The sequence below is a fragment of the Paenibacillus sp. MAH-35 genome, from assembly GCF_058135425.1.
The window spans coordinates 19,834-31,913 of the sequence record NZ_JBYUPU010000023.1 but is presented as its reverse complement, the minus strand read 5'-3'; the positions used below and the strand labels follow the sequence as shown (position 1 = coordinate 31,913).

The 12,080-nt window shown below is 57.7% G+C and carries 11 protein-coding genes; 9 read left to right on the top strand and 2 right to left on the bottom strand.

Annotation, left to right across the window (positions count from 1 at the left end; genetic code table 11):
* Positions 1–140 precede the first annotated feature (140 nt).
* From prmA to deoC, 6 genes are all read left to right on the top strand, one after another.
* Positions 141–1,142: a 50S ribosomal protein L11 methyltransferase gene (gene prmA / locus AC3Y2E_RS21855; RefSeq protein ID WP_379214101.1), complete on the top strand. Its 1,002-nt coding sequence runs from the start codon at positions 141–143 to the stop codon at positions 1,140–1,142.
* Between the two features lie 13 nt (positions 1,143–1,155).
* A complete protein-coding gene (locus AC3Y2E_RS21850) occupies positions 1,156–1,830 on the top strand; it encodes a site-2 protease family protein (protein ID WP_190929594.1) in 675 nt (224 codons plus the stop codon).
* Between the two features lie 154 nt (positions 1,831–1,984).
* Positions 1,985–2,746 carry a 16S rRNA (uracil(1498)-N(3))-methyltransferase gene (locus tag AC3Y2E_RS21845; protein WP_379214225.1) on the top strand — a complete coding sequence of 254 codons (762 nt, stop codon included), beginning with the start codon at positions 1,985–1,987 and terminating at the stop codon, positions 2,744–2,746.
* Between the two features lie 4 nt (positions 2,747–2,750).
* Positions 2,751–4,100, top strand: coding sequence for a tRNA (N(6)-L-threonylcarbamoyladenosine(37)-C(2))-methylthiotransferase MtaB (gene mtaB, locus AC3Y2E_RS21840; RefSeq protein ID WP_379214098.1), 1,350 nt, complete (start codon positions 2,751–2,753; stop codon positions 4,098–4,100).
* A 118-nt stretch (positions 4,101–4,218) separates the two neighbouring features.
* On the top strand, positions 4,219–4,650 hold the full coding sequence (locus AC3Y2E_RS21835; protein ID WP_190929597.1) for an NUDIX hydrolase: 432 nt from the start codon (positions 4,219–4,221) through the stop codon (positions 4,648–4,650).
* Positions 4,650–5,342 carry a deoxyribose-phosphate aldolase gene (deoC, locus tag AC3Y2E_RS21830; protein WP_379214095.1) on the top strand — a complete coding sequence of 231 codons (693 nt, stop codon included), beginning with the start codon at positions 4,650–4,652 and terminating at the stop codon, positions 5,340–5,342. The genes AC3Y2E_RS21835 and deoC overlap by 1 nt, the downstream gene beginning before the upstream one ends.
* Positions 5,343–5,371: 29 nt before the next feature.
* Here the strand turns inward: deoC and AC3Y2E_RS21825 are convergent, their stop codons facing one another.
* The gene (locus AC3Y2E_RS21825) at positions 5,372–6,343 is read right to left on the bottom strand and encodes a Na/Pi cotransporter family protein (protein ID WP_379214093.1); all 972 of its coding nucleotides are present in this window, start codon (positions 6,341–6,343) and stop codon (positions 5,372–5,374) included.
* A 157-nt stretch (positions 6,344–6,500) separates the two neighbouring features.
* Here AC3Y2E_RS21825 and AC3Y2E_RS21820 point away from each other — a divergent pair, with 157 nt between their 5' ends.
* Positions 6,501–7,904: a class I SAM-dependent rRNA methyltransferase gene (locus tag AC3Y2E_RS21820; protein ID WP_379214090.1), complete on the top strand. Its 1,404-nt coding sequence runs from the start codon at positions 6,501–6,503 to the stop codon at positions 7,902–7,904.
* 100 nt (positions 7,905–8,004) lie between these two features.
* Here AC3Y2E_RS21820 and AC3Y2E_RS21815 read toward each other — a convergent pair whose 3' ends face one another.
* Positions 8,005–8,394, bottom strand: coding sequence for an HIT family protein (locus AC3Y2E_RS21815; RefSeq protein ID WP_379214088.1), 390 nt, complete (start codon positions 8,392–8,394; stop codon positions 8,005–8,007).
* A gap of 194 nt (positions 8,395–8,588) precedes the next feature.
* Here AC3Y2E_RS21815 and hisA point away from each other — a divergent pair, with 194 nt between their 5' ends.
* Together hisA and AC3Y2E_RS21805 are read left to right on the top strand one after the other, a co-directional pair.
* Complete coding sequence (hisA, locus tag AC3Y2E_RS21810; RefSeq protein WP_379214086.1) at positions 8,589–9,350, top strand: phosphoribosylformimino-5-aminoimidazole carboxamide ribotide isomerase; 762 nt, start codon at positions 8,589–8,591, stop codon at positions 9,348–9,350.
* 917 nt (positions 9,351–10,267) lie between these two features.
* The gene (locus tag AC3Y2E_RS21805) at positions 10,268–12,025 is read left to right on the top strand and encodes an ABC transporter ATP-binding protein (protein ID WP_379214083.1); all 1,758 of its coding nucleotides are present in this window, start codon (positions 10,268–10,270) and stop codon (positions 12,023–12,025) included.
* The last annotated feature ends 55 nt before the right edge of the window (positions 12,026–12,080 follow it).

The window sequence follows — 12,080 nt, the reverse complement described above, 5'->3', positions numbered from 1 at the left end:
AGATGCGGCCGCCGGGGCAAACCGCTGACCGGATGCGCCGCTGCCTTAAGGCCGGGGCGGCTCTGGCGGATTTTACTCGCTCTGCCGGAATGGTGTACAATGGATGGAATGGAAGGGCACGACCCTATAGGAGGAATACGATGCGCTGGCAGGAAATATCGATACATACGCGCGAGGAAGTCGGAGAACTGATTGCAAGCGGATTTCACGAGTTGGGGGCCGGAGGAGTCACGATCGAGGAATCCGGTACGCTGAACAAGGAGCGGGATACGTCGTACGGCCAATTGTACGATACGCCGCTTAACGATATTCCCGAAGGAGAAGCGGTTATCCAGGCGTATTTCGCCGAGCCGGAAAATATCGATGAACTGATCGCGCAAATCAGCGAGCATGTCCGGTTCGTGCGGGACGAACTCGGATATGACGTGGGCAAGGCGGAGATTACGACCCGGGAGGTCGACGAGGAAGACTGGGCGCACGGCTGGAAGCAGTATTACAAGCCTATGCGCATTTCGAACCGGTTGACGATCAAGCCGACCTGGGAAACGTATGAGAAAGAAAGCGATGATGAGATTATTTTGGAGCTCGATCCGGGTATGGCCTTCGGTACCGGAACACATCCGACCACCTCGCTGTGCCTGCGGCTGCTGGAAGAGTACGTAACGCCGGATGCCGAGCTGATCGACGTAGGGACGGGCTCCGGCGTGCTGGCGATCGCGGCGGCGAAGCTGGGCGCACGTCGGGTGCTGGCGCTCGACCTCGATCCGGTCGCGGTGAAGAACGCTTCGGAGAATGTGGAGCTGAACGGGCTATCCGGACAAATCGACGTGATGGAAAGCGATCTGCTCGGCATTCTCCGCAGCGCTGAGGCGGCTTCGAGCGGGGGCGAAGGAGCGGCGGCTCCGGCGTTCGGCGTCCGGCTTCCGGTTCAGCTCGTCGTAGCGAATATATTGGCCGAAATCATCTTGCTGTTCACCAAAGACGTATACGACGTACTGGGCAGCGGCGGAACCTACCTGACATCGGGGATCTACAAAGATAAGGAACATGCCGTCTCCGCAGGGCTGACCGAAGCCGGATTCGAGATCGAACGAGTCGAGCGCGACCAGGACTGGGTAGCGATCGTAGCGAAGAAACGGTAGGTGACGGACGACGATGGAAGGGTTGAACAGTTTTTTACGGTATCCGCTCGAAGAGCTGCCGTTCGTTTTTTTGGTCCTTGTGATTGCTTTTACATTCCATGAATTTGCCCACGCGTACTCGGCTTACAAATTCGGCGATCCGACGGCGAAGCAGCTCGGCCGGGTTACGCTGAATCCCCGCGTCCATCTGGACGTGATCGGTACGATCCTGATCTTCATCGCCGGCTTCGGATGGGCCAAGCCCGTTCCGGTCAACCGGGCGAACTTCAAAAACCCGCGGCTGATGGGGATCATCGTCTCGGCTGTCGGACCTTTGAGCAACCTGATTCTGGCCTTCGTCGGCCTGCTGCTCTATCATATTCTGGCCGGAACGGGCGTGCTCAACAGCGCCTCGGTCGGAGTGATCCGGGCGATCGATCTGTTCCTCAGGCTGCTGATCGAGCTGAACATCGTGCTGTTCATCTTTAACCTGATTCCGCTGCCGCCGCTGGACGGCTACCGGATCGTCGAGGATTTGGCGCCGACGCATATCCGGGTCAAAATGGCGCAAAATGAACAATGGGGCATTTTCGTATTTTTGCTGCTTATTTTCATTACGCCGCTGAGAAGGGTGACAATCGATCCGTTGTTTGCCTTGGGCGGGGATCTGATCTACTCGATGAGCAAGTTTATCGCGATCTTCATCTAACCTCGGACGGCGCAGACCTATCGGCTGCGCCGTCTCTTTGAATCGTCCGCAGTAGAAATTCGACAAAAAACATTGTATGATGGAAGATGGTTTCATCTTGCGATCCGATTCGCAGGAAGCGAGGCAACTACAGCGTAAAGAATGGTTGGGTGTTATGCAGCGTTATTTCATTCCGCCGGAGCAGTTGACGGAATCCGAAGCGATCGTGACCGGTGACGACGCTCATCATATCGCGAACGTAATGCGCGCCCGCACGGGCGACACGATTATTATCAGTAACGGCGACAACCGGGAAGTGCTGGCGAAGCTCGGACACATCTCGAAGGACCGCGTCGTGGCGGTCGTAGTCGAGCCGCTGCCGATGCTGGCCGAGCCGGCGATCCGCGTGACGATCGCCCAGAGCCTGCCCAAAGGCGACAAGCTGGAAACCGTTATTCAAAAAGGAACGGAGATCGGCGCGGTCCGGTTCCTGCCCTTCGTATCGGAGCGGACGGTCGTCCAGTACGATGCGAAGAAGGAGTCGAAGCGGCTGGAGCGCTGGCACAAAATCGCCAAGGAAGCGGCCGAGCAGGCGCACCGCAACCGGATTCCGGCGGTCGAGCCGCCGTGCTCCTGGAAGCAGCTGCTGCAAGCGGCCCGCGAGGCGGACAAGGCATTTTTTTGTTACGAAAAAGAAGAAGGCACGATGCTGAAGCAGGCGGCTTTGCAGGCGATTGCCGGGCGGGGCGGGGCGGCCGGCATGAACGTGATGCTGATCGTCGGTCCCGAAGGCGGCTTCACCGAACGCGAGGCCGCGGAGGCCGAAGCGGCGGGGTGTGTCTGCGTCAAGCTCGGCAGACGGATTTTAAGAACGGAAACGGCCGGCATGGTAGGACTGACTTGTTTGTTATACGAAGCCGGAGAGATGGGAGGCTGACGAAATGTCGACAGTCGCGTTTTATACGCTTGGCTGCAAAGTTAATTTTTACGATACCGAAGCGATCTGGCAGCTGTTCAAAAACGAAGGCTACGAGCAGGTCGATTTCGAACAAACCGCAGACGTTTATGTCATCAATACGTGTACGGTGACGAATACGGGGGACAAGAAAAGCAGGCAGATTATCCGCCGCGCCGTCCGCCGCAACCCGGACGCGATCGTGGCCGTGACGGGCTGTTATGCCCAGACGTCTCCGGCGGAAATTTTGGCGATCCCTGGTGTCGATCTCGTTATCGGCACGCAGAGCAGGGATCAGATTCTTCCGCTCGTGAAGCAGTACCGGGAGGAGCGCCAGCCGATCAATGCGGTCCGCAACATTATGAAAACCCGCGAGTTCGAGGAGTTAGACGTTCCGGATTTTGCCGACCGGACACGCGCTTTCCTGAAAATTCAGGAAGGCTGCAACAATTTCTGCACATTCTGCATCATTCCGTGGTCGCGAGGCCTGATGCGCAGCCGGAAGCCCGACAGCGTCATCAAGCAGGCGCATATGCTTGTAGAAGCCGGATACAAGGAGATCGTGCTGACCGGTATTCATACCGGGGGCTACGGCGAAGATATTCAAGATTACGATTTGGCCGACCTGCTTCGCGACCTGGATCGGGTCGAAGGGCTGAAGCGGATTCGCATCAGTTCGATTGAAGCGAGCCAAATTACCGATAAAGTCATCGAAGTGCTGAAGTCTTCCGATAAAATGTGCCGTCATCTGCACGTGCCGCTTCAAGCCGGCGATGACACCGTACTTGCGCGGATGCGCCGGAAGTATACGACGGCAGAGTTCGGAGAGAAGATCGAGAAGCTGCACCGGGCGCTGCCGGGCGTCGCCATCACCACCGATATCATCGTCGGCTTCCCGGGCGAGACGGAGGAGATGTTCCGCCGCGGCTACGAATTTATGGAGCGGATGCAATTCGCCGAAATGCACGTGTTCCCTTATTCGAAACGGACCGGGACGCCTGCGGCCCGGATGGAGGATCAGATCGACGAAGAAGTGAAAAACGAGCGCGTGCACGAGCTGATCGATCTGTCGGAGAGGATGCAGCTCGCTTACGCGGAGAAGTTCGTCGGACATACGCTCGAGGTTATTCCGGAGCGAACGTACAAAGGAGCGCCGGACAGCGGGATGATGATGGGGTATTCCGATAATTACATCAATCTGGTGTTCCCGGGTACGGAAGCGATGATCGGTCAAGTGTGCAAGGTGAAGCTGACCGAAGCGGGAGTTAACGAGAGCAAGGGCGAGCTGATCAGCGTCGCCGCTCCGGAGATTAGGAAGGCGGCCGTTAACGGCTGATTGCCAGGAAGATGGGAATGTCCAAGGATTTCGTGATCCGGTTGTATGTCGGAAAACGGAATCCTTCTTGTTATCGTGCAACGATTGTGACCATAATCCGAAAGGTGAGGTGATCCGGATGAAGGAAATATCGGCTGGCGGAGTCGTATACCGCTTACTGCCGGACGGCAGGACGGAAGTGCAGATGATTCAGGACCGGTACGGGAAAAAAACGCTGCCCAAGGGCAAAATGGAGCCGGGCGAGACGATCGAACAGACCGCGCTCCGCGAGATTCTGGAGGAAACGGGTATCGAAGGGAAGATCGTCGCGAGCTTGGAACAGGTCAAGTATCAGTATAACCACGCCGTGCACGGGACGATTGACAAAGAGGTTCACTATTATCTGGTCGAGGCGACCGGCGGCGATTTGCAAGCCCAGATCGAGGAAATCCGCGGCGTGGAATGGCTGGACCCTCTTGAAGCGTGGTCGCGGCAGCGGGAGCAAGGTTACGCCAACAACGACTCGGTACTGAAAAAGGCGCTCGACGCCCTGCGAATCGAGGTGGAATGATGAGCGGAACCGGCTCTTTCGATATAACGAAGCTGCCAGCGTACATCGACCATACGCTGCTGAAAGCGGATGCGACGGTCGCGGCGATCGGCAAGCTGTGCGACGAGGCGAAGCAGTACGGGTTTTACAGTGTGTGCGTAAACGGCATGTGGGTTCCGGCAGCAAGCAAGGCGCTGGCAGGAAGCGGCGTCCGCGTAAGCGCGGTGGTCGGATTTCCGCTTGGAGCGGGCTTAACCGGCGTGAAAGCGTACGAGGCGGCGAGGGCGGCGGAGCACGGGGCGGCCGACATCGATATGGTTATGGCCGTAGGAGCGCTGCTTGCGGGCGATGAAGATTACGTCAGGGAGGACATCCGGGCGGTAGTGGAGGCGGTGCGCGGCCAAGCGATCGTGAAGGTTATACTCGAAACCGGCTATTTAAACGAAGACCAGAAACGTACCGCCTGCCGGCTGGCGGAAGAGGCGGGCGCCCATTTCGTGAAGACGTCGACCGGCTTCGGTCCGGGCGGGGCTACGGTCGAAGACGTGGCGCTGATGAGGGCCGCCGTCTCGCCGAACGTTCAGGTGAAGGCGTCCGGCGGAGTGCGGGATTTGGCGGCGGCGCTCTCCATGATCCGGGCGGGTGCGACCCGGCTTGGCACAAGCTCCGGCGTCGTGATTATGAACGGAGCGGCGGGGTCTTCCGGATATTGAGACGGAATCTGGGAATGCGGCGTTTCCGGTTACTGCTTCGGACCGGCGGCGGCGCGCAGGGCAGGCAAATAACATAGAGGCAGCGCCAAAATCGAGCAGACGATATTAAAAATCGTCTGGGCGTGCGCAATCTGGCTGGACGGATTGGCGCCGAGCAGTACGGACGCGTAATGGAGCAGCGGGAGCAGGGGCAGGAACAGCAGCGCTCCTCCCACATTAAGCGCAATATGCGACCAGGCGACGAATTGGCCGTTCCGGCTGCCTCCGATCGCGGCGAGCAGAGCGGTGGCGCACGTGCCGACGTTCGCTCCCAGCACGATGGCGATGCCCAGCTCCACCGGAATGGCGTCGACGGCGGCCAATCCCATCGTCATGGCGATCGTGGCCGCGCTGCTGTGGATAATGGCGGTCAGGACGGCTCCCGCCGCGACTCCCCACAGGATGCTGCGCTGCGCATGTTCGACGAACCAGCCGAACAGCCCCCGGGACTGGAGCGCCGGAACGATCGACTGCATCACTTCGACTCCGAGCATGACCGAGGCGAAGCCGCTGACGGCCAGCGACAAGGAGCGGATATGGTGCAGTGTCCGCTGAAGCCGGTACGACCGGGCGTAAAACGTAGAGGGCAGCGTTCCGAACCAGACCGAGCCGGAGACGAGCAGCAGCGGGAACGCGAGCTTGGTCAGATTTAAACCGATCAGTTCGGTGGTGATGCAGGTGCCGATATTCGTGCCGAGGATGATCCCGAGCGTCTTCGGAAACGTCATAATGCCGGCGTTGACCAGACCGATCGTAATGACCGTAATCGCGCTGCTGCTTTGCAGAATGGCGGTCACACCGGTACCGATCAGCATCCCGCGAAGCGGCGTGCGTGTAAAGCGTTCGATCAGACCGGTCAAGTACGAGCCGGCCCATTGATGAAGCGCGAGCTCCATCACCTTCATCCCGGTCAGAAAGATGCCCAGCCCGACCAACAAGGGGAGTACGATTTGCGCAGTCATGGGATCTCCTTTGCTTGCAAAACTATGAAATGGACCTTATCGTTACTTCATCTATATGCCGGCGGCCGGACGGGCATGACAAGCTGTATTCGTGCAAGCAGAAAGTCCGGGACTACCCCGGCGCAACCCCAAATCGATAGCTGGCTGGAGGAGTATTATGGCAACGGTCATACTGGACCGCAAGAGGAAAAAAAGACTGGAGCAAGGCCATCCCTGGATTTACGCCAATGAGATCGAAAGCATCCAGGGCGAATACGAGCCGGGCGATCTGGTCTCGGTTACGAATCATACGGGCCAATATTTGGGCTGCGGGTACATCAACCCCAAATCGCAGATCGCGGTTCGGATCGTCTCGTACACGCCGCTGGAAGAGATGGACCGGACCTTTTTCGCGCAAAGATTCGCACAATGTCTGGAGCATCGCCGCAGGTTCGTTGCAGGGGCGGACTCGTACCGGCTCGTCTACGGCGAAGCCGACTTTTTGCCCGGACTGGTCGTGGACCGGTTTGAAGACGTGCTCGTCGTACAAGTTTTGTCGCTCGGGATGGAGCGGCGCAAAAGCGTCATCGTGGAGACGCTCGCCGAGATGCTGAAGCCGCGCGGGATCTATGAGCGCAGCGATGTGCCGGTACGGGAGCTGGAAGGACTGGAGCAGACGAAAGGGCCGCTCTATGGCGATTGTCCCCGTTATGTGGAGATCGTCGAGAACGGACTGCGCATGGAGGTCGACATCGAGCAGGGGCAGAAAACCGGCTACTTTTTCGATCAGCGGGAAAACCGCGCGGCGATCGGCAAGCTGATGACCGGCTGGGGAACCCGAAGCGGAATCCGGCTTGTAGAGGAGGGCGCCCTGGAAGAGGGAGTATCCGCAGACTCAAGCGGCACCGGGGACGGGGGGAGCAAGCTCGTTCCTGTAAATGCGAACGGCAAGCGGGTGACGTTTCCGTACTGGGACGGGGCGACTGTGCTGGAATGTTTCTCCCACACCGGCAGCTTTACGCTGAACGCTTGCCGATTCGGGGCCAAGAAGGTGACGTGCCTCGATATATCCGAGCATGCGATCGAGACGGCCAAGCGCAACGTGGAGCTGAACGGCTTCGGCGAACGGGTCGAGTTCGTCGTTGCGGACGCCTTCGATTATTTGCGCTCCCAGGTAAAAGGGCTTGATGAGCGGAAAACGCGTGCAGCGGCCGGACAAGCGAAGGTGGATACGTCGAAGCCGGTCGGCGCGGAAGGGCGGACGTGGGACGTCGTCATTCTCGATCCCCCGGCTTTCGCCAAGACGAAAGGCGCCGTAGAGGGCGCCTGCCGGGGCTACAAAGATATTAATCTGCATGCGATGAAACTCGTCAACGAAGGCGGATACCTCGTCACCGCCAGCTGCTCGTACCACGTTCGCCCGGATCTGTTCCTGGAGACGATATTGGCTGCTGCAGCTGATGCCCGCAAAGTGCTCCGGCTGGTCGAGTACCGCGGCGCAGGCAACGATCATCCGCGCATTCTCGGCGTCGACGAAGGCGATTACTTGAAGTTTGCGATCTTTGAAGTTCATTCGCGGTAAAGCGGAAGTAAGACGGCAGGATTGTGCAGGAGCTGCCGATTGGAGCGGACTGGCGGCTGCTCCCGGAGTGAGGCGTGACTCACTTCGGGGCAGCCGCATTTTAGTTGCTGCCGCGTTGTCTCCGGTTCGACTCCTGCTTGAGATGATGGCGGATTCCTTTGCCCGCCAGCGGCTCGTCCGCGAATCTCGGGATGATGTGGAGGTGGGCGTGCGGCACCGTCTGGCCGCCTGCGGCGCAGCAGTTCCAGCCGACGTTGTATCCGTCCGGGGCGCACTCAGCGCCGATCCGCTCTTTCGTCTGTTGGAGCAGATCGCGCATATCTTCCCATTCCTCTGCGGTCAAATCGAACACCGTTTCACGATGGGCTTTCGGTACGATCATATAAGATCCTTCGAGCACCGGATCGAAGCTGCGGATTAACACGTTATACGCGGTAACGGTTACCGCTTCTTTCAGGACGGCCGGCCAGCAGAAAGGACAATCTCGCATTGCGGTTCCTCCTCTTCGCCCGCTGTTAGCGGGGAGCGTGAATATAACAGCTATTGTAGCAAGCCGGAGCCGGCTGTGACAACGGATAAATCGGTTTTAGCCAATAGGCTCTCGCGCCGGAGGCGATGGACATCCCCGCACCTATGCAGTAATGTAATAGGGAGAGCATTTTACGGCAGAGGAGTCCGATTCGTTTGAAATTCAGACCATGTATCGATATTCATCAAGGCAAGGTGAAGCAAATCGTCGGCGAGACGCTCAGTGCGAACAACGAGGGCGTCGTAGAAAACTTCGTATCCGACCGGGAGCCGGGCTACTATGCGGAGCTGTTCCGGAATGACGGATTGACCGGAGGACACGTCATTATGCTGGGCGGAGGCAACGCTGCCGCCGCCGAGCAGGCGCTCGCGGGTTACCCCGGCGGCTTGCAGATCGGCGGAGGCATTACGGCGGATAGCGCTCCCGGCTGGCTGGAGAAGGGGGCGTCGCATGTGATTGTCACGTCTTACGTGTTCCAGGACGGCCGGCTGCAGCAGGACAATCTGGACCGGATCGTGTCCGCCGTGAGCAAGGAGAAGCTTGTGATCGATCTGAGCTGCAAGGAACGGGACGGCAAATGGTTCGTCGTGACGAACGGCTGGACGACGTTCAGCGACTTCGAGCTGAATGAAGCGAATATCCGCAGCCTCGAAGGGTACTGCGACGAATTTCTGATTCATGCCGTCGATGTCGAAGGCAAACGCGGCGGCGTGCTGACGCAGCTGGTCGAGAAGCTGGCCGGCTGGGTGACCATCCCGACCACGTACGCGGGCGGCGCCCGTTCGCTGGACGATCTGGAGCTGTTTCACCGGCTGACGGAAGGCAAGCTCGATATTACGGTAGGCAGCGCGCTTGATATATTCGGGGGACAGCTGCCGTATCGCGATGTAGTCGCTTATTTTGAGTCGCTCCGGTAACGGCGGGCAATCGAATACGGGGCGAGCCTGGGGGTGACGGTGGATGAGCCGTCGCTTGCTGAATAACTCACACCAGAACATATAAGTTTTCAGCGAAGAATCGGTAAGAGTGGTTTGTGAGACTGTCGATCCATGGTGGACAACCAAGTGGAAAGGGAAAAGATTACCTCCTGTCGAGTTTTGTCAGGAATCCCCTACCTTACCATCCTTATTCAATCAAGGGATTCCGGACAACCTCTTTGAGCAGAAGAAGGTAACTTTTCACTTGGAACGGGCTGCTATCACTTCTACATAATGAATCGACAGCCTCGTTTGCACCCTCTATTTTGTCCGAAAGCCCGACTGTGCACGAAATAGGAGCGGTTTGGAGCTGCGCGCGCCTAGCCAAGCTAGGCACAACTAGCTGATGAAAGTTCTATTGGCATTTCGTGTCGCGTAAAGACCCATGAGGGCATATCGAGGACTACTCAGGTTCGATGACTAACGAATCGGATCGTGCTTATCGCTGAAAAACGAAGTTATTCCTGACTTAACGAACCCGTGGATCGTTATCGAACCGAAAGTGGAAAAAAACGATACTGATTTGCAGGAATAACGATTAAAGGGTTCTTTACAAATTCACACGTCCGCATTCGGCTTTGATAACGGTTGCTGGTTTCGTTAGCGCTACCACCGCAAAAAGACAGCACTACCGGCGGCTGGAGCGAAGGTACCCATTTCCTTCCACGCGAAGGCGTATGGTTTGCACGTCAAAGGATCGTCAGGGCGATTTCCCCTGACGGTTTTTCTATTCGCAGGCGCAAACAATTAAACCGAAAAAATCAGCTTACCAGTTTATTCACATTCATGTATAATGATTAAACCGAATTCATAAACCAAACATATGTTCCTTTGTGAGAAAGGTTCGAGGTGATTTCGTGAATTTTATCGTTAAGCTTCAATGGTTTTTCAGGCAGCAATGGTCGAAGTACGTCTGGACCGTCATTCTGATGACGATCGTCAACGTCCTTAACGTCATCCCACCGAAGATGATCGGAAACGTGATCGACAGCATCCGCCTGGATCAGCTGAGCGCGCCCCAGCTTACGAAGACGGTGGCGTTTTTGTTCGCCCTCGGTATTTTTCTGTACATCTTAAACTTTATATGGGTGTACTCGCTGTTCGGCAACTCGTTTCTGCTGGAGAAGATGCTGCGCTCCAGGCTGTTCGGGCATTTGACCCGGATGGCGCCCTCGTTTTTCCATCGTAACCGGACCGGCGACCTGATGGCGCTCGCTACCAACGACGTGCCCGCGATCAGCCAGACTGCCGGCTACGGTGTTCTGACGCTCGTCAGTACCGTATCGGGGACGACCGTCGTCCTCGTCACGATGGTGACGCTGATTGATTACAAGCTGATGCTGGCGGCGCTTCTGCCGCTTCCGTTTCTGGCATTTGCGATCAGCGTGCTCGGCAAGCAGATGCGCAAACGGTTTTTGGCGGCGCAAGCGGCTTTCGGCAAAATGAACGACCACGCCCTGGAATCCATATCCGGCATGAGAGTGCTGCGCTCCTACGTTCAGGAGACGAAAGATATGGAAGCGTTCGGCGGCGTGACGCAAGATGTGATGGACAAAAACAGAAGGGTCGCTTTCGTCGGCGCCTTGTTCCAACCGGTCGTCCAGACGATCGTCGGCATCAGTTACGCGATCGGGATCGGCTACGGCTCGTATCTCGTCTTTCACAGCGAGCTTACGCTCGGTCAGCTCGTCTCCTTTAACATTTATCTCGGCATGCTGATCTGGCCGATGATCTCGTTCGGCGAGTTTATCAATGTGCTTCAGCGGGGAAGCGCTTCGGCCGACCGGGTCGATGCGGCGCTGCGTCAGCAGACGGACGTGCCCGAGGCCGGCGAGCCTGTAAATGTGGAGGAGCCGCTCGTCATCGAGTTCGACCGGCTTACGTTCCGTTATCCGGGAGCGTCCGCAGACAGCCTATCCGATATATCCGTCCGGCTGAACCGCGGCGAGACGCTGGGGGTCGTAGGCCGAACGGGCAGCGGCAAAAGCACCTTGCTCAAACAGTTGCTGCGGCAATATCCGATCCCGGAGAACCGGCTGCGCATATCCGGCGTTCCGATCGAGAACATCTCCCATGAACGGGTAAAAAGCTGGATCGGCTACGTCCCGCAAGAACATCTGCTGCTGTCCAAGTCGATCCGGGACAATATCATGTTCGGATTCCCCGAAGCCGGGGATAACCGTCTGCATCAGGCGATCGAGGCGGCCTGCTTCACCGGTGACATCGAACAGATGAAGGAAGGGCTTGATACGGTGATCGGCGAGTACGGAGTCATGCTGTCGGGCGGACAGAAGCAGAGAGTCGGCATCGCACGGGCTATCGTGACCGATCCGGAAATCTTGCTGCTCGACGACGCGCTGTCGGCGGTCGATGCCCGCACAGAGAGCCGGATCTTACAGAACATCCGGTCCGAACGGTCCGGCAAAACGACGATTATCGCCACGCACCGGTTGTCCGCCGTCAGCCATGCGCACCGCATCATCGTGCTGGAGGAAGGACGGATCGCGGAGCAAGGCACGCATGAGCAATTGATGGAGCTCGGCGGCTGGTACCGCCGGCAATACGACATACAGCAGATGGAATCGAATCTGATGAACGAATTGGAGAAGGGGTGAACCGGTGGACCACGATAACGTTACCCGATCGAGTGTAACCCGGAGACTGTTCCGT

What these genes read in the sequence shown, in the direction of transcription:
- AC3Y2E_RS21815 (WP_379214088.1), bottom strand. Translation starts at nt 8,394, where the DNA reads ATGCGAGATTGTCCTTTCTGCTGGCCGGCCGTCCTGAAAGAAGCGGTA.
- mtaB (WP_379214098.1), top strand. Translation starts at nt 2,751, where the DNA reads ATGTCGACAGTCGCGTTTTATACGCTTGGCTGCAAAGTTAATTTTTAC.
- AC3Y2E_RS21835 (WP_190929597.1), top strand. Translation starts at nt 4,219, where the DNA reads ATGAAGGAAATATCGGCTGGCGGAGTCGTATACCGCTTACTGCCGGAC.
- AC3Y2E_RS21820 (WP_379214090.1), top strand. Translation starts at nt 6,501, where the DNA reads ATGGCAACGGTCATACTGGACCGCAAGAGGAAAAAAAGACTGGAGCAA.
- AC3Y2E_RS21845 (WP_379214225.1), top strand. Translation starts at nt 1,985, where the DNA reads ATGCAGCGTTATTTCATTCCGCCGGAGCAGTTGACGGAATCCGAAGCG.
- deoC (WP_379214095.1), top strand. Translation starts at nt 4,650, where the DNA reads ATGAGCGGAACCGGCTCTTTCGATATAACGAAGCTGCCAGCGTACATC.
- AC3Y2E_RS21825 (WP_379214093.1), bottom strand. Translation starts at nt 6,343, where the DNA reads ATGACTGCGCAAATCGTACTCCCCTTGTTGGTCGGGCTGGGCATCTTT.
- prmA (WP_379214101.1), top strand. Translation starts at nt 141, where the DNA reads ATGCGCTGGCAGGAAATATCGATACATACGCGCGAGGAAGTCGGAGAA.
- AC3Y2E_RS21850 (WP_190929594.1), top strand. Translation starts at nt 1,156, where the DNA reads ATGGAAGGGTTGAACAGTTTTTTACGGTATCCGCTCGAAGAGCTGCCG.